General features: G+C 47.9%; 20 protein-coding genes, 1 rRNA gene, 1 pseudogene and 1 riboswitch. Of the genes and pseudogenes, 19 read left to right on the forward strand and 3 right to left on the reverse strand.

Annotated features, from left to right (window positions below):
* The first annotated feature begins 9 nt into the window (after positions 1-9).
* The 13 genes from rrf (at position 10) to purD (ending at position 12,542) form a co-directional block, all read left to right on the forward strand.
* Positions 10-125, forward strand: a 5S ribosomal RNA gene (rrf, locus tag AWV70_RS14980).
* Between the two features lie 425 nt (positions 126-550).
* The gene (locus AWV70_RS14990; RefSeq protein WP_060208859.1) at positions 551-1,078 is read left to right on the forward strand and encodes a DUF2179 domain-containing protein; all 528 of its coding nucleotides are present in this window, start codon (positions 551-553) and stop codon (positions 1,076-1,078) included.
* Positions 1,075-1,266 (forward strand): NETI motif-containing protein, encoded by a 192-nt coding sequence (locus AWV70_RS14995; RefSeq protein ID WP_060208861.1) that lies wholly within the window; start codon positions 1,075-1,077, stop codon positions 1,264-1,266. The genes AWV70_RS14990 and AWV70_RS14995 overlap by 4 nt, the downstream gene beginning before the upstream one ends.
* Positions 1,267-1,350: 84 nt before the next feature.
* Positions 1,351-1,451, forward strand: a riboswitch (purine riboswitch).
* Positions 1,452-1,620: 169 nt separating this feature from the next.
* The gene (gene purE, locus AWV70_RS15000; RefSeq protein WP_060208864.1) at positions 1,621-2,109 is read left to right on the forward strand and encodes a 5-(carboxyamino)imidazole ribonucleotide mutase; all 489 of its coding nucleotides are present in this window, start codon (positions 1,621-1,623) and stop codon (positions 2,107-2,109) included.
* Entirely contained in the window at positions 2,106-3,224 is a 1,119-nt protein-coding gene (gene purK / locus AWV70_RS15005; RefSeq protein ID WP_060208867.1) for a 5-(carboxyamino)imidazole ribonucleotide synthase, read from the forward strand. Before purE ends, purK begins: the two co-directional genes overlap by 4 nt.
* Before the next feature lie 50 nt (positions 3,225-3,274).
* Complete coding sequence (gene purS, locus AWV70_RS15010) at positions 3,275-3,529, forward strand: phosphoribosylformylglycinamidine synthase subunit PurS (protein ID WP_060208868.1); 255 nt, start codon at positions 3,275-3,277, stop codon at positions 3,527-3,529.
* On the forward strand, positions 3,526-4,212 hold the full coding sequence (purQ, locus tag AWV70_RS15015; RefSeq protein WP_060208870.1) for a phosphoribosylformylglycinamidine synthase subunit PurQ: 687 nt from the start codon (positions 3,526-3,528) through the stop codon (positions 4,210-4,212). Before purS ends, purQ begins: the two co-directional genes overlap by 4 nt.
* Positions 4,196-6,427 carry a phosphoribosylformylglycinamidine synthase subunit PurL gene (gene purL / locus AWV70_RS15020; protein ID WP_060208873.1) on the forward strand — a complete coding sequence of 744 codons (2,232 nt, stop codon included), beginning with the start codon at positions 4,196-4,198 and terminating at the stop codon, positions 6,425-6,427. The genes purQ and purL overlap by 17 nt, the downstream gene beginning before the upstream one ends.
* Positions 6,403-7,830 (forward strand): amidophosphoribosyltransferase, encoded by a 1,428-nt coding sequence (gene purF / locus AWV70_RS15025; protein WP_060208877.1) that lies wholly within the window; start codon positions 6,403-6,405, stop codon positions 7,828-7,830. Before purL ends, purF begins: the two co-directional genes overlap by 25 nt.
* 12 nt (positions 7,831-7,842) lie before the next feature.
* Entirely contained in the window at positions 7,843-8,901 is a 1,059-nt protein-coding gene (purM, locus tag AWV70_RS15030; RefSeq protein ID WP_060208879.1) for a phosphoribosylformylglycinamidine cyclo-ligase, read from the forward strand.
* Entirely contained in the window at positions 8,898-9,488 is a 591-nt protein-coding gene (gene purN / locus AWV70_RS15035; RefSeq protein ID WP_060208881.1) for a phosphoribosylglycinamide formyltransferase, read from the forward strand. Before purM ends, purN begins: the two co-directional genes overlap by 4 nt.
* Before the next feature lie 239 nt (positions 9,489-9,727).
* On the forward strand, positions 9,728-11,263 hold the full coding sequence (purH, locus tag AWV70_RS15040; RefSeq protein ID WP_060208884.1) for a bifunctional phosphoribosylaminoimidazolecarboxamide formyltransferase/IMP cyclohydrolase: 1,536 nt from the start codon (positions 9,728-9,730) through the stop codon (positions 11,261-11,263).
* A 19-nt stretch (positions 11,264-11,282) separates the two neighbouring features.
* Positions 11,283-12,542 (forward strand): phosphoribosylamine--glycine ligase, encoded by a 1,260-nt coding sequence (gene purD / locus AWV70_RS15045; RefSeq protein WP_060208886.1) that lies wholly within the window; start codon positions 11,283-11,285, stop codon positions 12,540-12,542.
* Positions 12,543-12,619: 77 nt separating this feature from the next.
* Here the strand turns inward: purD and AWV70_RS15050 are convergent, their stop codons facing one another.
* Genes AWV70_RS15050 through AWV70_RS15060 form a run of 3 tightly spaced genes read right to left on the reverse strand, consistent with a single transcriptional unit; the run spans position 12,620 to position 16,184 of the window.
* Complete coding sequence (locus tag AWV70_RS15050) at positions 12,620-13,738, reverse strand: Ger(x)C family spore germination protein (RefSeq protein WP_060208888.1); 1,119 nt, start codon at positions 13,736-13,738, stop codon at positions 12,620-12,622.
* Positions 13,717-14,835 (reverse strand): GerAB/ArcD/ProY family transporter, encoded by a 1,119-nt coding sequence (locus AWV70_RS15055; RefSeq protein WP_060208890.1) that lies wholly within the window; start codon positions 14,833-14,835, stop codon positions 13,717-13,719. The genes AWV70_RS15050 and AWV70_RS15055 overlap by 22 nt, the downstream gene beginning before the upstream one ends.
* Positions 14,832-16,184, reverse strand: coding sequence for a spore germination protein (locus tag AWV70_RS15060; protein WP_060208892.1), 1,353 nt, complete (start codon positions 16,182-16,184; stop codon positions 14,832-14,834). Before AWV70_RS15060 ends, AWV70_RS15055 begins: the two co-directional genes overlap by 4 nt.
* 535 nt (positions 16,185-16,719) lie before the next feature.
* On the opposite strand from AWV70_RS15060, the gene AWV70_RS15065 reads away from it, so the two are divergent.
* From AWV70_RS15065 to ligA, 6 genes and pseudogenes are all read left to right on the forward strand, one after another.
* Entirely contained in the window at positions 16,720-18,438 is a 1,719-nt protein-coding gene (locus AWV70_RS15065) for an adenine deaminase C-terminal domain-containing protein (protein ID WP_060208894.1), read from the forward strand.
* Between the two features lie 9 nt (positions 18,439-18,447).
* Complete coding sequence (locus AWV70_RS15070; RefSeq protein WP_060208897.1) at positions 18,448-19,530, forward strand: DUF3048 domain-containing protein; 1,083 nt, start codon at positions 18,448-18,450, stop codon at positions 19,528-19,530.
* Positions 19,531-19,546: 16 nt separating this feature from the next.
* A complete protein-coding gene (locus AWV70_RS15075) occupies positions 19,547-19,864 on the forward strand; it encodes a YerC/YecD family TrpR-related protein (protein ID WP_060208898.1) in 318 nt (105 codons plus the stop codon).
* Between the two features lie 110 nt (positions 19,865-19,974).
* Positions 19,975-20,667 carry a heptaprenylglyceryl phosphate synthase gene (locus AWV70_RS15080; RefSeq protein WP_060208902.1) on the forward strand — a complete coding sequence of 231 codons (693 nt, stop codon included), beginning with the start codon at positions 19,975-19,977 and terminating at the stop codon, positions 20,665-20,667.
* Positions 20,668-20,721: 54 nt separating this feature from the next.
* Complete coding sequence (gene pcrA / locus AWV70_RS15085) at positions 20,722-22,956, forward strand: DNA helicase PcrA (RefSeq protein ID WP_060208905.1); 2,235 nt, start codon at positions 20,722-20,724, stop codon at positions 22,954-22,956.
* A gap of 12 nt (positions 22,957-22,968) precedes the next feature.
* A pseudogene (ligA, locus tag AWV70_RS24690) lies at positions 22,969-23,668 on the forward strand (NAD-dependent DNA ligase LigA); the annotation flags it as partial.

The raw sequence follows: 23,668 nt of genomic DNA on the forward strand, positions 1-23,668 counted from the left end.
CATACATAGTCTGGTGACGACGGCGAAGAGGTCACACCCGTTCCCATACCGAACACGGAAGTTAAGCTCTTCAGCGCCGATGGTAGTAGGGGGCTTCCCCCTGTGAGAGTAGGACGTCGCCGGGCAAAGGCCATCCCCTGTGGGGGATGGTTTTTTGTGTTCGAAATTAATTCATTTCAATAATAAGTGCTTAAAGTGTCAAAGGCATTTGGCGCGAGCTTGTTTGTTCTCCCACGCTCATAAAAAGTCTTCCGTGCTCATAAAGTACCTTTTGGCGCTCAAAAGAAGTCCTTTCGCGCTCATAAAGTACCTTTCGGCGCTCAAAAGAAGTCCTTCCGCGCTCATAAAATACCTTTCGGCGCTCATAAAAAGTCCTTCCACGCTCATAAAGTGTCTTTCCACACTCATAAAATCCGACTTCCACGCATAAATCGCAAATCTCACGCATAAATCACTCTCCAAACCGGGCACCACAACGATTATTTCTTGTAATCCGTTGCTTTGCACGATACGATGGAAGTCAACCTAGGCATGGGAGGTTTGCTGAAGAATGAAAATGGTATTGATCATATTTGTCATTAACATCGTATATGTATCTTTCTTTACAATCCGGATGATTCTAACTTTGAAGGGGTATCGTTATATTGCAGCCTTCGTCAGCATGGTGGAGATTGTCATTTATATTGTGGGGCTAGGTTTGGTGTTGGATAATCTGAATGAAATTCAAAATATTATAGCGTATGCGCTTGGGTATGGGTCCGGTGTGATTATCGGGACGAAGATCGAAGAAAAGTTAGCTCTAGGCTATATTACGGTAAATGTCATTACGGCTGGTGTCGATTATGAGATGCCGAGATTGTTGCGGGAAAAAGGCTATGGAGTGACAGATTGGTCTGCGCACGGTTTGGAAGGGAGTCGTTCGGCGATGCAGATTTTGACGCCCCGAAAAGATGAATTGAAACTGTATGATACAATCAAACAGATTGATCCGAAGGCATTTATTATTGCGTATGAGGCAAGAACGATTCATGGCGGATTCTGGGTGAAGTCTGTGAGGAGAGGGAATTTATTCAAATGAGTACGAAAAAGAAAACGGTTTGGTTTGAAGTTGGAGAAGGAGAAACGATTGACGAGTGCTTGCAGCGATTGGCTGCAGCCGGTTATCGAGTGGCGGGCCGGATGGAGGAGCCAATATTCGCGGAGAAGGATGGCGAATACGTCCCAATCCGGCAAGTCATTAAGTTTAAAGGTATACTGGGTGAATAAATTGTCTGTTATACGAACAATGAACAGCTCCTATTGTTCATTGTTCGTATTTTTGATTGACGTATTCGATTTCAGTTGTTACACTGAGTGTAGTTAGATAACCCACATATATGCTGAAGGATTGGCTTCAGCGTTTCTACCAGGACACCGTAAATGTCCGGACTATGCGGGAAAGCGATTTTTAGGATTCAGCGAAGGGTGTGCCATGCCTTATGGTTACGTTCATCTTAACGCTCATTGAATATCCTTGAATGAACTGCTTTCCATGCATTTGGAACGCAGCTTATTCAAGGATTTTTTTATTGAAATCGTACGTAATGAGTTTCAGCATTTTTCAAAAGGAGCGGATTGTTTATGGGACCGAAAGTCGGCGTGATCATGGGAAGTAAAAGTGATTGGGAAACGATGAAGCATACTTGCGACATATTGGACGAGCTCGGTGTTGACTATGAAAAGAAGGTCGTTTCAGCGCATCGTACACCGGATTATATGTTTGAATATGCGGAACAGGCTCAGGCCCGTGCCATTGAAGTCATTATCGCGGGTGCAGGCGGAGCTGCCCACCTTCCCGGAATGGTAGCAGCGAAGACGCTACTGCCTGTCATTGGAGTTCCAGTCCAATCGAAGGCGTTGAATGGAATGGACTCATTGCTATCCATCGTTCAGATGCCTGGAGGGGTACCAGTTGCTACGGTATCAATCGGAAAGGCGGGCGCTACGAATGCTGGATTGCTTGCGGCACAGTTTCTAGCCGTCCACGATTCTACGTTACGGAGCCGTCTTGAACAACGCAGGGGAAAAATGCGGGATGCCGCTTTGGAAAGCAGTGGTGAGTTGCAATGAAAACAATTTTACCTGGACAGACAATCGGGATTATCGGCGGGGGTCAGCTTGGAAGGATGATGGGGCTTGCCGCAAAGGAAGCGGGCTTTAAGATTGCAGTGCTTGATCCGACGATGGATTCACCTTGCGGCCAGATTGCCGATATCCGTATTGTTGCACCGTATGACGACGAAGCGGCGCTTGAAGAGCTTGGTGAAGTTAGTGATGTCATCACATATGAATTTGAAAACATCGATTTTGAAGGACTTCAGCGCCTTAGCCAGATTGCTTACGTTCCACAAGGAGCAGAACTTGTACGGATCACTCAAAATCGAATAGCGGAAAAAGCTGAAATCAAAGCATCCGGTGCGCCGGTCGCAAATTATATTGCAGCGGCTTCATTCAGTGAATTAATACAGGAGATCGATAAGGTCGGATTCCCTTGCATCGTGAAAACAGCTTTCGGAGGTTATGACGGAAAGGGGCAGGTGAAACTCGATTCGGCGAACGATATAGAACTAGCGGAACCGCTCTTCGCCCATTCGGCTTGCATCGCGGAAGCGTTCGTCCCTTTTAAAACGGAAATCTCCGTCATCATCCAGCGCAATCCGGAGGGTGAGTCGTACTGCCTCCCGATTGCTGAAAACATTCATAAGAATCATATTTTGCATGAATCGATCGTTCCTGCAAGAGTTTCCGAGTCAGTCATCGCGAAGGCGGAAGATGCGGCGAAAAAAATCGCAGACCATCTGAAGCTTGTCGGAACGCTGGCGGTTGAAATGTTCGTGCTTGAGGACGATGAAATTGTCATCAATGAGCTTGCACCACGCCCTCATAATTCCGGCCATTACTCGATTGAGGCATGCAATGTATCCCAGTTCCATCAGCATATCCGTGCGGTGTGCGGATGGCCGCTGCGAAAGCCGAAGCTTTGGGCACCGTCCATCATGGTGAATGTGCTCGGGGAGCATGTCGTGCCATTGAAGAAAGTGGTTACGAATTACCCTGATTGGTCGATCCATTTGTACGGGAAGGCCGAGGCGAAAGAAAAACGGAAAATGGGACATGTGACCATCATGACCGATTGTTTAGAAAAGACGTTGGAAGAAATCGATTCAACAGGCATCTGGGCTTGAGAATAAAACCAATTCGATACCAAACTTAATCCATTCGGGAGGAAATTGACATGACAAAAGTGAACGTTTACGTAACATTACGCGAAAGTGTTGTTGATCCACAAGGAATTGCAGCTCAGGAGGCACTCCAAACATTAGGGTTCAATGAAGTCGAAAGCGTACGCATCGGAAGACTGATCGAGCTTGAGCTAGCTGGTACAGACAATGAAATCGAAGCGCGTGTAAAAGAAATGTGCGAAAAGCTTCTTGTCAATAAAGTGATCGAGGACTATAGCTTTGAAATCGGGGAGGTTGCGGGCAAATGAGGTTCGCTATTCTAAGTTTCCCAGGATCCAGCTGTGACGTGGACATGTATCATGCCCTAGTGGATATCGTAGGCGTCGGTGCGGAAATCATCAGTCATCAGGAAGCCGACCTAAACAATTTCGATGCTGTCGTCATTCCAACGGGAGCATCCTACGGCGACTACTTACGTCCAGGCGCGCTTGCCCAAAGCTCCAAATCAATCGATAGCTTGAAAGCATTCGCCGCTACCGGCAAGCCAGTGCTTGGCGTAGGAAACGGTTTTCAGATATTGGTCGAGGCGGGAATCCTTCCAGGCGCTTTCTTGCGGAATAAAGGATTGAAATTCAGAAGCGGCAACGCAAAACTTGCTGTTCAAAATTCGACATCGACATTCACTAGCATTTACGAGCAAGGGCAGCATATTACGCTCCCATTCGCCCACGAATACGGCAACTATTATGTCGACGCTGATACTGCAGAACAATTGAAAGAACAGAATCGGATCGCCTTCACATACGAAGACGGCAATCCTGACGGCAGTGTTGAGAGAATCGCAGGTGTTTTGAATGAAGAAGGGAATGTCCTCGGCATGATGTCGCTTCCTGAACGGGCAGTCGAGGAAATCATCGGGGGAACGGAAGGTTTGCCTTTATTCCGATCAATTCTGAAGAACTGGAGTGAGAAGAATGTCAACCATGCATGAACCTACAGCTCAGCAAGTTAAAGATGAAAAATTGTACCGCCAAATGGGAATGACCGATGAGGAGTTCGATCGTGCAGTTAACATGATCGGTCGCCTTCCGAATTATACGGAGACAGGATTGTTCTCCGCGATGTGGTCGGAGCATTGTTCTTATAAAAGCTCGAAGCCGGTATTGCGCAAGTTCCCGACGGAAGGTGCACGTGTGTTGCAAGGTCCAGGGGAAGGTGCAGGAATCGTTGATATCGGGGATAACCAGGCGGCTGTCTTCAAAATGGAATCACATAACTCTCCTTCGGCAATTGAACCGTTCATCGGTGCGGCGACAGGGGCGGGCGGTATTATCCGTGATGTCTTTTCAATGGGGGCGCGTCCAGTAGCGCTTGTGAACTCGATGCGTTTCGGTGATTTGACGGATGAGCGTGACCGTTATTTATTCGAAGAGGCGGTTGCAGGAATTGCGAGCTACGGAAATACGATCGGGATTCCGACGGTTGCAGGGGAAGTCCAGTTCGATAATTGCTATTCGAAGCGTCCGCTCGTCAATGCGATGGCTGTCGGTTTACTGAATCATGAAGATATCCAGAAAGGTCTTGCATCCGGCGTCGGCAATACGGTCCTCTATGTCGGAGCGAAAACGGGGCGGGATGGAATCCACGGTGCGACGATGTCTTCTTCTGAAGTCGCGGTTGATAAAGAGGAAGAGCTGCCGGTCATGCAGGCAGGCGATCCATATCTTGAGAAGCTTCTTATGGAAGCTTGCCTTGAATTGGTGAAGTCGGATGCATTGATTGGAATCCAGGACATGGGTGCGGCAGGACTTACTTCATCGTCAGCGGAAATGGCTTCGAAAGCTGGGTACGGCGTGGAATTGAACTTGGATCTCGTTCCGCAGCGTGAAGAAGGCATGACGGCTTACGAAATGATGCTTTCCGAGTCGCAGGAGCGGATGCTCGTCGTCGTGAAGCAAGGCCGTGAGCAGGAAATCATCGACTTGTGCAAGAAATATGGGCTGGAAGCAGTGGCGATCGGGAAAGTTACAGATGACAAAATGCTTCGGCTTACACATAAAGGTGAAGTTGTCGCGGAAATTTTGGCAGATACTCTTGCGGAAGACGCGCCGGTTTACCATAAAAAATCGGAAGAGCCTGCCTACTTCAGTGAATTTCAGGCTATGGACAATGAAGAACCGGCTGTCGGTGATTTGAAAGAGACATTGTCTGCTTTATTGCAACGTCCGACAATCGCATCGAAAGAGTGGGTATATAGCCAATTCGATTCGCAAGCACGCACGAATACAGTTGTAGCGCCGGGTTCATCAGCTGGTGTCATCCGTGTGCGAGGCACGAATAAAGGGCTTGCCATGACGGCGGATTGCAACTCACGCTATATTTACCTCGACCCGAAAACAGGCGGAAAGATTGCCGTTGCAGAAGCGGCACGTAACTTGATCTGTTCAGGAGCAGAACCGATTGCAGCAACGGATTGCTTAAACTTCGGTAGCCCGGACAAGCCAGAAGTGTTCTGGCAAATTGAGAAGTCGGCGGATGGCATTGCAGTAGCGTGCCGTACGTTGAATGCGCCGATTATCGGCGGAAACGTATCTATGTCGAATGAAGTAAACGGGGTTCCGGTCTACCCGACGCCGACGATGGGGTTGGTAGGACTCATTCATGACTTGTCCCAAGTGACGACAACTTCATTTAAACAAGCAGGCGACGCGATTTACTTGATTGGCGATGCTGAGACGGAATTTGGTGGCAGCGAGCTTCAGCAAATGGTGCATGGCAAGATTTTCGGGAAAGTGCCTGCCATCGATTTGGAAGTGGAAGCGACTCGTCAAAAGGCGTTGCTCAAAGCGATCCAAAGTAAACTCGTCCAGTCAGCAACTGATCTATCGGAAGGCGGATTCGCCGTTGCACTTTGCGAGAAGGCATTCGATGCGGAAGGACTCGGCGCGGAAGTGACCATCAAAGGTTCGGCCGTGACCGCTTTATTCAGTGAAACGCAATCCCGCTTCCTTGTAACGGTGAAAGAAGAGCTAACGACAGCTTTTGAAGCGATCGTTCAAGATGCAGTGCAAATCGGTACGGTTACCAATCAAAATAAAATCGTCATAAAAGGCGATAACGATACGGTCTTGATTGACGGGACGGTGGAAGAATTCCGTTCTGCTTGGAAAGGAGCAATTCCATGCTTGCTGAACTCAGAGGCCTAAATGAAGAATGCGGCGTGTTCGGCATTTGGGGGCATGAAGATGCGGCGCAGCTAAGCTATTATGGCTTGCATGCGCTGCAGCACCGCGGTCAAGAAGGCGCGGGAATCGTGACGAAAAATGGCAAAGGACTTCATGTTGTCAAAGGTGAAGGCCTAGTGAATGATGTGTTTTCGGGCGATGCGCTGAAAGGCTTGACGGGACGTGCCGCAATCGGCCAAGTCCGCTACACGACGGAAGAAGGACGGGGCGCGGAAAACGTGCAGCCGCTCGTCTTCCGTTCCATGACGGGCAGTTTGGCAATTGCGCATAATGGCAACTTGGTCAATGCGAAGGATTTGAAGGAAAGTCTTGAAAAGCAAGGCAGTATTTTTCAAACGACGTCCGATACTGAAGTGCTTGCTCATTTAATTAAACGTAGCAGCAGCGGTTCATTGACACAACGAGATCGTGTGAAAAAGGCGCTGTCGATGTTGAAAGGGGCTTTCGCATTCGTCGTTTTGACGGAGGAAGGATTGCTCGTCGCGCAGGATCCGAATGGGTTGCGTCCTTTGTCCCTTGGGAAATTGGGAGATGCATGGGTTGTCGCATCTGAAACGTGCGCGTTTGATTTGATTGGAGCCGAAACAATTCGATCGGTCGAGCCTGGTGAATTGATTGTCATTAATGAAAAGGGATTGCATTCCGATCGATTCGCGGAACCGGCAGACCGGGCAATCTGCTCAATGGAATATGTCTATTTTTCGAGACCGGATTCGGATATCGACGGCATTAATATCCATATGGCGCGGAAACGATGCGGCAAGCAGCTTGCTAAGGAAGTTAAGATTGAAGCGGATGTTGTGACAGGTGTGCCCGATTCGAGTATTTCTGCGGCAATCGGATTTTCGGAAGAGAGCGGCATACCGTATGAATTGGGGTTAATTAAAAATAGATATGTCGGCAGGACGTTCATCCAGCCGACGCAGGCGATGCGCGAAAGAGGCGTGAAGATGAAGCTTTCCCCTGTCCATCAGGTCGTCGAAGGGAAGCGGGTTGTCATGGTGGACGATTCGATTGTCCGAGGAACGACGTCGAGACGGATTGTCAAAATGTTGAGGGAAGCCGGTGCGAAAGAAGTGCACGTCGTCATCGCGGCACCTCCGCTCGTGAGTCCTTGCTTCTATGGCGTGGATATTAGCACGGATTCCGATTTGATCGCGACAGGGCGATCTGTGGATGAAGTGCGGGAGTTGATCGGCGCGGATTCACTGACATTCCTTTCGGCGGAAGGGATGCTGAAGGCGATCGGCAGACCTGCTGAAATGAAAAACTGCGGACAATGTCTTGCGTGCTTCACGGGCGAATATCCGACAGAAATCTATGCGGATACAGTATTGCCGCACGAAAAAGAAATCGGGCGATAAGGAGGACTTTCCATGTCAAAAGCGTATGAAAAAGCGGGAGTGAATATCGAGGCGGGGTATGAATCGGTTGAACGGATGAAATCTCATGTCGCACGTACTGTGCGTAAAGGTGTAGCGGGTGCATTTGGCGGTTTCGGGGGAATGTTCGACCTTTCCGAGCTGAATTATGAAGAGCCTGTGCTCATCTCCGGCACGGACGGCGTAGGTACGAAATTGAAGTTGGCATTTCTCGCGGATAAACATGATACGATCGGCATCGACTGTGTGGCGATGTGTGTGAATGATATCGTCGCGCAAGGCGCGGAGCCGCTTTATTTCTTGGATTATATCGCACTTGGAAAAGCGGTCCCTGAAAAGGTCGAGGCGATTGTCAAAGGAATCGCGGATGGTTGCGTTCAGTCGGGAGCAGCGTTGATCGGCGGCGAGACGGCTGAAATGCCTGGACTTTACGATGTTGAAGAATATGATTTGGCTGGATTTGCGGTCGGAGCCTGTGAAAAGAGCAAAGTCGTTACAGGGGAGAAAGTCGCTGAAGGGGATGTGCTTGTCGGTCTTGCTTCAAGCGGCATCCACTCAAACGGATTCTCGCTCGTCCGCCAAATCGTTCTGGAAGAGCAAGGATATGGGCTTGACGAGTATATCGCCGGATTCGAGGAACTCGGCAAGGTCGGCGCTGCTTTGCTTGAGCCGACCAAAATCTATGCGAAGCCGGTCATGCAAATGCATGAAGAGCTTGATGTCCATTCGATGGGGCATATTACCGGTGGAGGATTTTATGAAAACCTACCAAGGATGTTCGGGGAAGGGTTCGGCGTCGAAGTAGAGCTCGGCTCGTGGCCTGTACTGCCTATCTTCAAAATGTTGAAGGTGAAAGGCGAGCTTACGGATAAAGACTTGTACAGCGTCTTCAATATGGGTATCGGATTTGTCGTCGCACTCCCTGCAGAACATGCGAAACGCGCGATTCAAATTGCTGCTCAGCACGGCGAAGAAGCATATGAAATCGGCCGTGTCGTAAGTGGATCGGGAGTCGTCTTCAAAGGAAGCCATGATGGGAGTTTGGCGGAATGAAGGTGAAAGCAAAAATAGCGGTATTCGCTTCAGGCAGCGGCAGCAATTTCGAAGCGCTTGAAAACGCATGCCGCAACGGCGAGTTGGACGCGGAAATCGTCCTTGTCATGACAGATAAGCCTGCATCATTCGTCGTAGAACGGGCAAGGCAGACGGACATTCGGGTCGTTGCATTGGAGCCGAAAGCTTTCCCGTCGAAGCACGATTATGAAGAAGCGCTGCTCGGCATTTTGCGTGAGGAGGACGTTGAATGGATTGCACTTGCAGGCTATATGCGGCTGATCGGACCGACTTTATTAGCCGCCTATCCTTCACGCATCGTCAATATCCATCCATCGTTGCTTCCTTCATTCCCTGGCAAGGATGCAATCGGACAAGCGGTCGCTCATGGTGTGAAAGTGACGGGTGTCACTGTCCATCTTGTTGATGAAGGAATGGATACAGGTCCGATCCTCGCGCAAGCGGCGGTTCCTGTCGTGGAAGGTGATGCGGAACTGACAGCACTAGCGATCCATGCGGTGGAGCATGTCATCTATAAGGAAACATTGCAGAAGCTAATTACAAATAAAGCGAAGTGCGTACTTTGATTGAAGTCAAGGTCCATTCTTTATCCTCCAAGGTCCATTAATTCCATCAAGGGACCATTCTTTCGCCTTTAGGGTCCATTAATTTGAACAAGGGCCCATTCTTTAGCTTCGAAGGTCCATTAATCACATCAAGGGCCATTCTTTATCGCCAAGGGTCCATTTATTCACGTAAGGGTTCAATTATTTTTAAAAAGTCTATTCAAATATAGTCATTCACCAAATAACGGAGGGGTTCATTCGTGAAAAAACGGGCATTGCTCAGCGTCTCAGACAAAAATGGAATCTTGGAATTTGCACAGGCGCTTGCAAAATTAGATTATGAAATCTTGTCAACTGGCGGCACAATGAAGCATCTAAAAGAAAACGGCGTCACAGTGACGGCAGTCGACGAAGTGACAGGCTTCCCTGAAATAATGGAAGGACGGGTGAAAACGCTCAACCCGATGATCCATGGCGGACTCCTTGCAAAGCGGGATGACGCAGCGCATCAAGCACAAATGACCGAGCACGGCATTCAACCGATTGATATTGTCTGCGTGAATCTGTACCCATTCAAAGAGACGATTTCGAAACCTGATGTTACAGTCGATGACGCAATTGAAAATATCGACATCGGCGGGCCTGCAATGCTTCGCGCATCCGCAAAAAACCACGCGTACGTCACCGTTATCGTCGACGCAGCAGATTACGGCCAAGTGCTTGAAGAACTGCAAACGGCAAGGCAAACGACACTTGAAACACGCCGACGTCTTGCAGCAAAAGTGTTCCGTCACACAGCTGCGTACGATGCGCTCATCTCAGGCTACTTGACTGATCTTGCTGGCGAACAATTCCCTGAGCAAGTGACGTTTACATACGAGTTGAAACAGCCGCTCCGCTACGGTGAAAATCCGCATCAGAACGCGGCGTTCTATAGCCGTCCGCTTGGTTCGGATTTCTCCATTGCGAATGCGGAGCAATTGCACGGTAAAGAGCTTTCTTATAACAATATCCAGGACGCGAACGCGGCAATCCAAATCGTCAAGGAATTCAACCAACCGGCTGCAGTGGCGGTCAAGCATATGAACCCTTGCGGCGTAGGAGTCGGCGAAACGGTTGCCGAGGCGTTCAATAAAGCATATGAAGCCGACCCGGTTTCCATCTTCGGAGGCATCATCGCCTTGAACCGTGAAGTGGATGCAGCAACTGCTGAAAAGCTTTCTGGAATCTTCCTTGAAATCATCATCGCGCCGTCGTTCGCGGACGAAGCGATTGATTTATTGACAAAGAAGAAAAATATCCGTCTGTTGACGATTCCGTTTGAACAACATACAAAAGATGCTTGGAATACAGTGTCGGTTGAAGGCGGCCTCCTCATGCAACAGCCAGATACTTTCGGTTTCGAAGATGCGGAGATCCGGGTTGCAACGGACCGTGAACCGACGGAAGCTGAATGGGAAGCGCTCAAGCTCGGCTGGGCAGTCGTCAAGCATGTGAAATCGAATGCGATTGTCGTTTCGGATGCACAAAGGACGCTGGGCGTCGGAGCCGGGCAAATGAACCGTGTTGGGGCTGCTACGATTGCATTGACGCAAGCGGGGGAACGTGCGAAAGGCGCAGCGCTTGCCTCTGACGCATTCTTCCCGATGGACGATACAGTGGAAGCGGCTGTGAAAGCGGGAATTACTGCAATCATCCAGCCGGGTGGATCCGTGAAAGACGAAGATTCCATCAAAAAGGCGAATGAATACGGCATTGCGATGGTGTTCACAGGCGTACGTCATTTCAAACATTGATTCGAAGGAGAAGATACAGATGAAAGTACTCGTAATCGGCAGCGGCGGTCGGGAACATGCGATTGCTAGGCAGTTCAATGATTCGCCGTCCGTTTCAAACGTATATGTCGCACCCGGGAATGACGGCATGAAAAACGATGCGGAATGTATCGGGATTGCCGCGACTGATTTTGAGGCGCTCGCTTCATTCGCAATCGAACAAAGGATTGACTTGACGTTTGTCGGACCGGAGCAACCGTTGGCGGAAGGGATCGTCGATCATTTCATCAATAAAGGCTTACGGATTTTCGGACCGACGAAGGCTGCTGCTCAAATTGAAGGAAGTAAGTCTTTCGCAAAAGACTTGATGAGTAAATACGATATTCCGACGGCCGCATACGGCACGTTCACGGACGCAGAAGAAGCGAAGGCGTTTATCCGTCAACAAGGAGCACCGATTGTTGTGAAGGCGGACGGACTCGCGGCGGGGAAAGGTGTCGTTGTCGCCATGACATTGGAGGAAGCGCTCGAAGCGGTTGACGACATGATCGGCAATCAACGGTTCGGTGAGTCATCATCCCGCGTCGTCATCGAGGAATTCCTCGACGGGGAAGAGTTCTCGTACATGTCATTTGTGCATGACGGGCAAATCTACCCGATGGTCATCGCGCAAGATCATAAGCGCGCCTATGACGGAGATAAAGGTCCGAATACCGGTGGGATGGGCGCTTACTCCCCGGTTCCTCATATTCCGGAGCATGTCATCAAAGAAGCGTATAAAAAGGTCGTCGTTCCGACAGTCCGCGCCATGACTGAAGAAGGAACACCGTTCACGGGAATCCTTTACGCGGGTCTCATTTTGACGGAAGAAGGACCGAAAGTGATTGAGTTCAATGCCCGCTTCGGCGATCCGGAAACACAGGTCGTCCTGCTAAGAATGGCTTCTGACTTCGGGGAGTTCATGAAGGCGCTTATGAATAAAGAGCCGTTTGAATTGAAATGGCATGATGAAGCGATGTTCGGCGTCGTCATCGCGTCGGACGGCTATCCTGGCGATGTCGTGAGGGGTACAAAACTGCCGGATCTAGACCTGCTCAACGGCCTCGACATCTTCCATGCGGGAACGAAGACCGAAGCCGATTATTTTGTCGGCAACGGGGGCCGTGTCCTTCTTGCAGCGGTGAAAGCGGAATCGCTAGCGGAAGCGCGGAACGAAGTATATGACAAATTGAATCAAGTTGAATGGAATGGATTTTTCTATCGGACAGATATCGGTTGGAGGGCATTCCAAAGTAAGTAAACACAAGACCGTTTCACAGAGTCAGCGATAAACGACTCTTATGAAACGGTCTTTTTTATAATGGGATTTTCAGTGAATCATTCCACTGCTCCGGTTCCTTTAAGCTGGATATCCATTTTGACATTGAACTCAATTTCAGGATAAATGCGGTCCCACTCATCCATAATATCTTTTCGGGACAATCTCGTTGCACGATAACGCAACCCAAATCCAAATGGATCAACATTGTTTTTTTGAAGAGTTGTTAATAACTCCATAACTTTCTTTTTCACATCATCTGCTACAATTTCATCGTATTTTTGTAAATGCTTGATAGACAAGCGTTTATCGGATTCGCCGATGACACCGACTTTTTTTATGTTCATGTCAATCCGTGGACTCACTTCGTCTAGAATGATTTTATACTTCATTTTAACCTCATTTATATTCAACACTAGCGTCATGTCATTTTCTTCAACCTTGTAGCTGAAGCCGGACGCTTTGTTAATAAGTGAATTTAGATACTTTGTTTCGACTGAATTCAATTCGAGCGGCTCTTCTCCAAGCTTAAGGATGATCGATTTATCGACTTTGAATGTGTTGTTTTCCTTATCAATCCCAATAATGGGCATAACCGTGTTAATACCTTTTCCTAGTACTTCCCGCCTGAATTCAAATAGGAAAGTTGTAATGACGTATGGACTTTCCGTTCCGGTATCGTCGAAGTAGTTATATAATGCAATCGATGCAGGTGTTTCCGTTACCGGCTCAAAGGTGATGGCCTCTTCAGCGGTTGACTCAGCAACTGCAACATACGCGATATATTGAACATCCCCGCGTCGCGTGAAAAAATCCATGAATGTATCCAAATCCTTCGAAAGCAAATCCCTATGCATAATGATGATTCTGTTATGTCCCAAATCCAATACTTTATCGACCTGTGTTTCCATCGTGCGGATCGCTTCTGCAACCGATTCGGAATCATGGGAGATATACGCATAAACTGGGGCGGTCGCTTGTTTGACGTTGCCGACAGGTTTTGCCATCTTCAATGTCACTTTGAATCCATTCCTCACTTTATCGGAAGGATCTATGCCGATTCCGACGACAAACACCCGCTTGTCGATGTCTTTGAATGCACATCCGGATTGTAGAAGAAGCGCGGTCAATAGCGCAATCAATAGGCAGCCCTTTCTCATTTTTTTGATTCCGGCCATTTTGACTGAGCTCCTTTCTTCCCTGCCAATAAACAAACGAAGAGCAGAATTATGATGATCGGTAAAATGATTCGATCAAACAATTGGACTGATTGAAATATACCGTTTGAAGTAATGGTTTTTGTTGTGTACATAGCAATAGCCCAAAAAAAGACAATGAACAAAGGAAGAGTCAAATTGACCGATTTCCATTTGAAACGTTTGAAATAAATGACGCTCGAAAGCAGCTGAAGAGAAACATGCCAATGCATTGTCATACTAATGACGCCAAGGGCTAAAAAGGCACCGATGAATATGAAGACGATCCTTTCGATGATCCCGAATTTCATACGTATGGAATCACTCGTAGCAATCCACGGATAGAGAACATTATTGAGAGCTTCGAATCCGCCAAAGCCGATCGGCAGGAAATATGTCGTCAGAAGAATAAATGTGCAGGTTAATGTTAGAATGGTCATGCCTTTCCGTGACGGCTTTTTCAGTTTAGTGAAAAACCGATTAAAAATGATCAGGTTTGCCGCTCCGATGACGATAAAAAGTGAAGATGTAAAAGATGTGTAGCTAGGCAGATGATTAATTTGCATGATGGCTACCCGTACATAATCCCAATTCAGACTGGAGCTGAGATAGCCTTTTAATTGGACGAAGAAGATAAAAGGAAAAACGATGATAAGTACAATTTCGCTCATATATAAGATGTTTGATGAAGTCATGAGGACGCCGTATGTGACGACTACAACAAAAGCTAACACAATCGTATAGATTGACATTTCGGGAGTCAGAAAACGGAAAATGATCAATGAATAAACAACAAGTGTTGAAAGTCCGGCAAAGTACCATGTTAATGAGAAAAACAGGAGAATGGGCGCGGATAATCCTTTTGGAACGTGATCTTTTATTATTTCCGGTAAACCCTGTCCAGGGAATTGGCTGAATAGATTGATAAGGAAATAGGTCAAAATCATTCCGACGACAAGTGCAAGCAGCAAGGAAAGGACAGTCCCAGTCGTGCTGCCGGCAATGAGGATCCTAGGTGTTATGGAAACCATGTTTGTCAGCATATTCACTACTATTAAGTAAAAAAGGAATCGGCTCATTTATTGTTCATCCTCAATTCATCACTTTTGCCCTTCCACGAAATCCGTAAATAAGGTATGCCCAAGCTATCTTTATTTGCCAAAAACATAATGATGCCGATGAACCCGACCAGTAGGCCGACCATTCCGAAGAGGGATGTATAAATAAGCAAGATAAATCTCGTAATCCTCATCGCGAAACTCATTTCGTTTATGGGAATGACGAAAGTTGAAATGGCGACTGCGGAAATGATGATGATCATTATGGTAGAAGTGAGTGCCGCTTCTGTTGCCGCCGTGCCGAGGATGAGGCCGCCGACAGTCGTTGCGGTAGCACTGACGGCTTTTGGCAGTCGCATGCTCGCCTCCGTCAATAATTCCATGAAGAATAGCATGAAAAATACTTCCACAAAAGATGGATAAGGTACGCCGATTCTGCTTCCCGCCACAGTAAGGGCCAATTCGATCCTGAGAATATCGGGATTATAGGATGTCATCGCTACGTAGAAGCTAGGAAGGAAAATACATGTGAATAAACCTAAATACCTAAGCATGATAGTGAATCCTGTTACAAGTGAGACGTGGTAATTATCTTCCATGGATGACATGAAATCGAAAAAAACGACAGGTGCAAGGATGACATTCGGACTTCCGTCAATTGCGATGACAACTTTACCGCCGACCAAATTGTAAATAATGCGATCGGGACGCTCTGTCACCATTGTTGTAGGGAAAAGCGTCAACTTGCTCTGGTTAAGGAAGTGCTGAAGATCCTCCGCTGATTGTAATAAAGGGGTGTTAATTTCCTCAAGCTTTGCTCTAATTTTTGCTAACACATCGGGGTCAACTCGATCATCGTCATAAAGCAAAACGATTGCGCGGTTCGATACGTCATTCTTTTTGACTTTTTCGATCTTCAAAGAAGAATTATGGTACCGTTGCCGGATCAAGTTGATCGTCGTTTCAACGTCCTCGCTCAATCCTTTTTGCGGTCCATGAATTGTCGGTTCCATCACCGTTTCCTGAATTTCATTATTCTTAACAAGACGGATATTCAGTAAAAAAGTCCGATTATCAATAGCAACCAATACAAATCCCGCACTTAGCATCATGAGTAGCTTTTTGTAATCCGGTACATCGGTTTGATTTGGCAAGGATTGGATATAAGAAGCAAATCCTTCTTCAGAAGCCATTTCAAAAAAAGGCCTGATGATTGTTTGCTGAAGTTTATCGCCATCTACGACCGATTTCACATAGAATAGGAACGCGCAGTGACCTTTCAATTGCAGCGACGTTTGAATGATATCGTTTGTAGGTTTGAACTGTTCCGCTAGAGAATTGAATAAAGGAGGGGCTAGTTTTTCAGTCATTTGCAACTCTCCTTTCATGTGGAGCTTGAAAAAAGTTTGCACTTAGCGTTCCCGCAGGATGGGAAAAGATACACAGGACATCGTAGGATAAGCTGCTGTACAATAGAAGGCGACTGAAATTTCATGCAAATGATGCGAAACATCTATATTTCAAAAGGATGCTATGCTAGGATAAAGTAAAACTACAATCAGTAGCGAACTTCTACTGATTGTTAGTTGCACCAATCGGGCATTTACTGACTGTTGATCCTTGAGGATCTTACAGCCAGTTAATGCGGGATAAAGTAAAACTACAATCAGTAGCGAACTTCTACTGATTGTTAGTTGCACCAATCGGGCATTTACTGACTGTTGATTCTTGAGGATATTACAGCCAGTTAATGCGGGATAAAGTAAAACTACAATCAGTAGCGAACTTCTACTGATTGTTAGTTGCACCAATCGGGCATTTACTGACTGTTGATTCTTGAGGATCTTACAGCCAGTTAATGCGGGATAAAGTATATAGAATTCTCTTCAAAAGGGGTTTATCGACATGTGGAACCAACATGAAATTCAACAGCAACTCGAAATCATCAACGGGAAGGTTGCTCCGGATCTCATCATTCAAAATGCGACGTATCTACATTCCATCCTTAAGAAATGGGTGACGGGAACCATTTGGATCAAGGCAGATCGAATTGTCTACGCGGGTGAGAGAATGCCTGCCATGACGGAAGGTGCGGAAATCATAGATGCAACCGGAAAGAAAATCGTTCCCGGCTATATCGAGCCGCATGTCCACCCGTTCCAGCTATATAATCCGGAAAGATTCGCCGACTATGCAGGCAGGCTCGGGACGACGACATTTTTATCGGACAACTTGACATTCTTCTTGCTGCTAGGAAATGAAGGGGCATTCAAATTAATAGATCAATTGAACGAGCTGCCGTTTTCATTTTATTGGTGGGCGAGGTTTGATTCCCAAACGGTATTGCAAGATGAACAAGGCGTTTTCAATTTAGAAGCGATTGGTGAATGGCTGAAGCGTGACGATGTTTTGATGGGCGGGGAACTGACGGGATGGCCGCGTCTTATGAACGGCGATCCGGATATGACAGCGTCTGTCATTGCAGCGAAAAAAGCTGGTAAAAAAATCGAAGGGCACTTCCCAGGGGCTTCCGAGCGGACACTTGCAAGGATGAAGCTGTTAGGGGCTGACGGCGATCATGAAGCGATGACGACGGAAGAAGTGGAAGCGCGATTATTGCAAGGGTATGCAGTGACACTTCGCCATTCGTCGATCCGGCCTGATTTGCCTGATTTACTGAAAGGGATCATCGACAAGGAGTTGGACGTTTTCGATCATCTCATGATGACGACGGACGGCTCGACGCCTTCCTTCCATACTGACGGCGTCATGGACAAATGCATTCAAGTGGCGCTCGATGCGGGAGTGAAGCCGATCGATGCGTATTTGATGGCTTCATACAATGTTGCGCGCTATTATGGCATCGATGATGTGCATGGCGTCATAGCGACGGGGAGATATGCGACGCTCAACTTCCTTGATAATGAAACGAATCCGGTGCCGACGGACGTCCTATCGAAAGGGAAGTGGCTGAAACGCGATCATGCTTCGACTGCACCGTTCAAGCAAGTCGATTGGTCGATCATCCCGGAATTCGAACCCGACTTCGATTTGGATGAAAATGAGTTTGAGTTTACTGAAGCGGTCGGCATTGAAATGGTGAATGACGTCATTACGAAACCGTATGAAGTGAAGCTCGATCTTTCAGTGGACAAGCTTTCAACGGATCATGACGAGAGCTTCCTCATGCTCATCGACAGACATGGGAAGTGGCGGGTGAATACGTTCATCAAAGGCTTCGCGAATCAAGTGCAAGGCTTTGCATCCTCCTATTCCAATACAGGTGATATCATCCTCATTGGGAAGGATAAAAAGGCGATGCTGCAAGCGTTCCGGGAAATGAAACGTTTGAAAGGCGGCATGGTGCTTGTTGAAGATGGTAAAGTGGCTTCATCCATCCCGCTGCGAATTGGCGGGGGGCTATCGGCGGATCGTATGGAAGTATTGATTGAACAGGAAATTGCATTGAAGAAGGAGCTAGCAGAGCGGGGGTACAAGCATGGCGATGCCGTCTACACATTCCTATTTCTGCAGTCGACCCATTTGCCATACATACGGGCAACACAAGTGGGACTTTATCATGTTATGAAAAATGAAGTAATCATTCCGACAACGGAAAGATAGGAGGAACGAATGAAAGGGAAAAAGAGAGGATGGCTGTTTGCCTTAGCCATCATGTTGCTGTTGCTGTCAGCGTGTTCAAAAAAAGAGAAAGCCGACGCGGAAGAAAATGTTCCGGAGCCGGAAGAAATCGAAGAAGTCGAAATCGAAGAGGAACCAGAGGAAGAGCCTGAGGTAGACGGCTCACTCCTATATCGCGCGCCGTTCACCGGTGTGCTGACCGAGGAGGAGAAATGGGCGAGGCCGGTGCTCGCAACGATCAACAATCATCCGCATGCAAGGCCGCAATCGGGGATAAGCCAGGCGGATATCGTCTATGAATTCATGGCGGAAGGGAATGTGACAAGATTTTTAGCACTGTTCCAGAGTGAACTGCCGGAGACGGTCGGCCCTATCCGTAGCGCGCGTGACTATTTCATTCACCTAGCGAAAGGGATGGATGCATTTTACGTAGCCCATGGGTATAGCCCGGATGCACAAAAGCTGTTGGCGAACAGGTATGTCGAAAACGTGAATGGCATGCAATATGACGGGACATTATTCAAAAGATCCACGGATCGCAAAGCTCCCCATAATTCGTATATAACGGGTGAAAACATAAATATTGCGATGGAGAAGGTCGGTGCATCCGACGAAATCGCAAAGGTGCCTCCATTTGCTTTCCATGAAACGGTAGAGGATGCTAAAATAGGGGATAGCGCATCGATGATTGTCGTCCGCTTCAGCTCCAGTAAGGATTTCATTAACACGTTTTCCTACGATCCTGAATCGGAAACGTACAACCGGATGGTGAATAGCATCCTTACAGTGGATAAAGCGAACGGTGAACAAGTCGGACTGTCCAATATTATCGTCATGGAAGCGGACCACCGTACGATCGACAACGTTGGAAGACAATCTGTCGATATTGAAAGAGGCGGCAAGGCGATACTGTTCCAGGCAGGTGTTGCAAAAGAACTGGAATGGAAAAATGTCGAAGGATTCCTCGTACCAATGGAAAATGGAGTTCCTGCAAAATTAGTTCCTGGCAAGACGTGGATCCATATCATCCCTACGTATTCCGGAATTGCAAAATCTGTAACGTATACGCCTTAAAGAAGGAGGGGGAGCCATGCAAATCGATAAAATCCGCAGTGCCCAAACGGATCAGTTATTCAAAGCCATCCTGGAGTTGAAGGATCTTGAGGAATGTTATAAGTTCTTCGATGACCTTGCGACGATGAGCGAGCTGCAATCGTTGGCGCAGCGTTTAGAAGTCGCACATGCATTGAGGCAGAAAAAGACATATGACCGGATACAAAATGAAACCGGCGCGAGCACCGCGACAATCTCAAGAGTGAGGCGTTGCGTCGATTATGGATCCGGCGGCTACAACACTGTGTTGGACCGCCTCTATCCGGAGCTTGCGGAGAATGATGACAAGAAGTGATCGGGCGGAGAAACTATCCGTCCGTTTTTTTGGTATACTGAGGAATAGCAGTCGCCCGTCCCGAACGGAGCGCATCCAAAAAGCATTTGAAGAATTAGGTGGTAGACAAAATGGACTATAAGAATTGGCGCCACGCCTTTAAAGTGGATCCCGCCAAACAATTGGCGGACGAAGAACTTGAACAGCTTGCGGAATCCGGAACAGACGGCATCATCATTGGAGGAACGGATAATGTGACACTCGAAAACGTCCTTGACCTGCTAGCGCGTATCCGCAGGTTCTCTGTGCCTGTGGCGCTTGAAGTGTCGACTGTAGAATCGGTGACGATGGGCTTCGATTATTATTTCATCCCGACAGTGTTGAATTCGACCGATCCGAAGTGGGTGAACGGCATCCATCATGCTGCGCTGAAGGAATATGGCCATATGATGGATTGGGATGAAGTCGTCACGGAAGGCTATGTAATCGTGAACACCGATTGCAAAGCGGCGCGGCTGACCGGAGTCAAGGAAGCCCCGGATGAAGAGGATGTCATCGCTTATGCGCGGATGGCGGAGCATCTCTTCAAGCTGCCTGTATTCTATCTGGAATATAGCGGAACGCTCGGCGATCCTGGCATTGTCAAAGCGGCGGCGCGTATGCTTGACCGGACGCGTTTATTTTACGGCGGTGGCATCCGCAATGCAGAGGAAGCAAAAATGATGGCAGGAGTTGCAGATACAATCATCGTCGGCAATATTATCTACGAAGACCTGAAAGCTGCTCTTTCGACTGTCGAAGCAGTGAAATCGGTTTCCCGTTAACAAGTTTCAAGGTATAATGAAGAACAAACGTTCTTTTGAAAGGCGGTATTAAATATGAAGGAAATCGCGCAAAATCTGCTTGCAGGCATGAACCCTGAACAAGCCCGCGCAGTGAAAAAGACGGAAGGTCCACTGCTGATCATGGCAGGTGCAGGTTCCGGAAAGACAAGGGTGCTGACCCACCGGATCGCTTATCTGATCGTCGAAAAAGGCGTGTACCCTTCCAATGTATTAGCAATCACATTCACGAACAAAGCAGCGCGGGAAATGCGAGAACGGATTGACGGCTTGCTTGGACCGGGGTCTGGCGAGAGGATGTGGGTCTCGACATTCCACTCGATGTGTGTCCGCATTTTACGGAGGGATATCGACCGTATCGGAATTTCAAAAAACTTCACGATCCTCGATTCTTCCGACCAATTGACGGCCATTAAAAATGTGCTGAAGGAGCGCAACATCGATCCGAAGCAATACGATCCGCGGGCTATGCTTGGGGCAATCAGTTCCGCAAAAAACGAATGTATCGATGCGGAAACGTTTAAAGGACAGATCAATTCACATAACCCATATGAGATGACGATTGCAGATGTTTACGAAGGCTATACGAAAAAACTGCGACAAAACCAATCGCTCGATTTTGACGACCTCATCATGATGACTCTCAAATTATTCGAACGTGTCCCTGAAGTCCTCGAATTTTATCAAAATAAATTCCAGTATATCCATGTCGATGAATACCAAGATACGAACAATGCGCAATATCGCCTCGTCAATATGATGGCGGCAAAATTCCGGAACCTATGCGTTGTCGGTGATTCCGACCAGTCGATCTACAGATGGCGCGGAGCCGATATCGGCAATATCCTATCTTTCGAAAAGGATTATAAAGATGCAACGGTCATCTTGCTCGAGCAGAATTATCGTTCAACGAAAACGATTTTGCAGGCGGCGAACGACGTCATTCAAAATAACCAGAGCCGGTACGACAAAAAGCTCCGTACGGAAAATGCAGAGGGCGACTCGATTACGATCTACAAGGCAACGGATGAAAAAGACGAATCCCAGTTCATCGTCCAACAGATCATCGAGCTGAAAGAACAAGAAAATCTGAGACTCGATCAATTCGCCATCCTTTACCGCACGAATGCCCAATCCCGTGTCATCGAGGAATACCTAGTGAAATCGAATCTTGATTATACGATTGTCGGCGGCACAAAATTCTATGATCGAAAAGAGATCAAGGACTTGCTCGCTTATTTGCGTTTAATTGCAAATAATGACGATGATTTAGCGTTGGCTCGGATCATCAACGAACCGAAACGGAGCATAGGGGCAACGTCCTTTGAACGGATGGCGTCATTCGCGATCGAGAACGACCGTTCTGTTTTTGACGCGTTGCAGGAAGTCCACTTCATGGGGCTGACGGCAAGAGCTGCGAACGAAGCGTCGAAATTCAGGGATATGATCAGCGGCTTCACGCAAATGCAGGAGTATTTGTCCGTCTCAGAGCTGGTGGAGCAAGTGCTGGAGAAGACGGGCTACCGTGACATGCTCATTCGTGAGAAAACGATTGAATCGGAAAGCAGGCTGGAGAATATCGAGGAATTCCTTTCCGTTACGGAAGCATTCGAAAAGCGGGCTGAAGAAGAGGAAAGTGATCGTTCACTTGTCGCATTCCTGACAGATCTCGCGTTGATTGCCGATATCGATTCGTTGGACAAAGAAGAGAACCAAACAACGGAAAAAATCGTCCTAATGACTATGCATGCGGCAAAAGGACTCGAATTCCCTGTCGTCTTCGTCATCGGCATGGAAGAGAACATCTTCCCGCACGTCAGATCGATCGGAGATGACGAAGAAATGGAAGAGGAGCGTCGGCTTGCCTATGTGGCGATCACCCGTGCAGAGCGCCGGCTCTTTTTAACGTGCGCTTCTTACCGGACATTGTTCGGGCGCTCGAGCTTTAATAATCCATCTCGTTTTCTGAACGAGATTTCAGAAGAAATCATTGAAGTGACAGCCAACAATAATCAAGGCTTTTCGTATGGCGGTTATTCGCGGAAGGAAGCACCCGTACGGCCGGCTGTTAAAAGGCCGGTGTATCAATCAAGCGGCGGGGAGAAAATGGGCTGGAAGGCAGGCGACAAGGCGACTCATAAAACGTGGGGGACAGGCATGGTTGTCAGCGTGAAAGGGAAGGAAGACGATCTTGAACTCGATATCGCATTCCCGGAACCTGTAGGCATCAAACGGCTCCTTGCCAAATTCGCACCGATAGAAAAAGCGTAGGGAGAGGAAAGAATGGATCGAAACATAGATCAAAATACAGTTGAAAAACGTGTGCAGGAGCTCAATGATCTGCTCAAAGAGTATGGACATGCCTATTATGTGCTGGATCGGCCAACCGTACCCGATTCCGTCTATGACAGCCTCATGCAGGAATTGCTCTCCCTCGAGGCGGCAAATCCCGATCTGATCTACCCCGATTCGCCATCGCAGCGGGTCGGAGGGGAAGTTCTTGAAGGCTTCAGCAAAGTCGTCCATGAGTATCCGATGTTGAGCCTTTCGAATGTATTCAATGAAGAGGATATCCGAGATTTCGACAGACGGGTGCAAGCGGGGGCCGGTCAAGTCTCCTATATTTGCGAATTAAAGATTGACGGACTTGCCGTTTCTTTGAAATATGAAAACGGGACGTTTGTCCAAGGATCGACACGTGGGGACGGGACGGTCGGAGAGGACATCACCGCCAATTTGAAGACGATTCGGACCGTCCCGTTGAAGCTTGCCGAACCTGTGACGATCGAAGTTCGCGGAGAAGCGTATATGCCGAAAAAGTCATTCATGAGATTGAATGAAGCTCGGGATGAAAACGGAGAAGAGCCGTTTGCGAATCCGCGGAATGCCGCTGCGGGATCGCTTCGGCAACTGGATCCGAAAGTAGCCGCAAGCCGCAATCTTGCCGTCTTCATCTATGGTGTTGGCGGGGGTGGTGCTGCTC

This window comes from Sporosarcina koreensis (assembly GCF_001531445.1).
Lineage (GTDB): Bacteria > Bacillota > Bacilli > Bacillales_A > Planococcaceae > Sporosarcina > Sporosarcina koreensis_C.

Bases quoted from the DNA above. Each gene is read 5' to 3' on its own strand.
- AWV70_RS14990 (WP_060208859.1), top strand. From the start codon at position 551: ATGAAAATGGTATTGATCATATTTGTCATTAACATCGTATATGTATCT.
- AWV70_RS14995 (WP_060208861.1), top strand. From the start codon at position 1,075: ATGAGTACGAAAAAGAAAACGGTTTGGTTTGAAGTTGGAGAAGGAGAA.
- purE (WP_060208864.1), top strand. From the start codon at position 1,621: ATGGGACCGAAAGTCGGCGTGATCATGGGAAGTAAAAGTGATTGGGAA.
- purK (WP_060208867.1), top strand. From the start codon at position 2,106: ATGAAAACAATTTTACCTGGACAGACAATCGGGATTATCGGCGGGGGT.
- purS (WP_060208868.1), top strand. From the start codon at position 3,275: ATGACAAAAGTGAACGTTTACGTAACATTACGCGAAAGTGTTGTTGAT.
- purQ (WP_060208870.1), top strand. From the start codon at position 3,526: ATGAGGTTCGCTATTCTAAGTTTCCCAGGATCCAGCTGTGACGTGGAC.
- purL (WP_060208873.1), top strand. From the start codon at position 4,196: ATGTCAACCATGCATGAACCTACAGCTCAGCAAGTTAAAGATGAAAAA.
- purF (WP_060208877.1), top strand. From the start codon at position 6,403: ATGCTTGCTGAACTCAGAGGCCTAAATGAAGAATGCGGCGTGTTCGGC.
- purM (WP_060208879.1), top strand. From the start codon at position 7,843: ATGTCAAAAGCGTATGAAAAAGCGGGAGTGAATATCGAGGCGGGGTAT.
- purN (WP_060208881.1), top strand. From the start codon at position 8,898: ATGAAGGTGAAAGCAAAAATAGCGGTATTCGCTTCAGGCAGCGGCAGC.
- purD (WP_060208886.1), top strand. From the start codon at position 11,283: ATGAAAGTACTCGTAATCGGCAGCGGCGGTCGGGAACATGCGATTGCT.
- AWV70_RS15050 (WP_060208888.1), bottom strand. From the start codon at position 13,738: ATGGCCGGAATCAAAAAAATGAGAAAGGGCTGCCTATTGATTGCGCTA.
- AWV70_RS15055 (WP_060208890.1), bottom strand. From the start codon at position 14,835: ATGAGCCGATTCCTTTTTTACTTAATAGTAGTGAATATGCTGACAAAC.
- AWV70_RS15060 (WP_060208892.1), bottom strand. From the start codon at position 16,184: ATGACTGAAAAACTAGCCCCTCCTTTATTCAATTCTCTAGCGGAACAG.
- AWV70_RS15065 (WP_060208894.1), top strand. From the start codon at position 16,720: ATGTGGAACCAACATGAAATTCAACAGCAACTCGAAATCATCAACGGG.
- AWV70_RS15070 (WP_060208897.1), top strand. From the start codon at position 18,448: ATGAAAGGGAAAAAGAGAGGATGGCTGTTTGCCTTAGCCATCATGTTG.
- AWV70_RS15075 (WP_060208898.1), top strand. From the start codon at position 19,547: ATGCAAATCGATAAAATCCGCAGTGCCCAAACGGATCAGTTATTCAAA.
- AWV70_RS15080 (WP_060208902.1), top strand. From the start codon at position 19,975: ATGGACTATAAGAATTGGCGCCACGCCTTTAAAGTGGATCCCGCCAAA.
- pcrA (WP_060208905.1), top strand. From the start codon at position 20,722: ATGAAGGAAATCGCGCAAAATCTGCTTGCAGGCATGAACCCTGAACAA.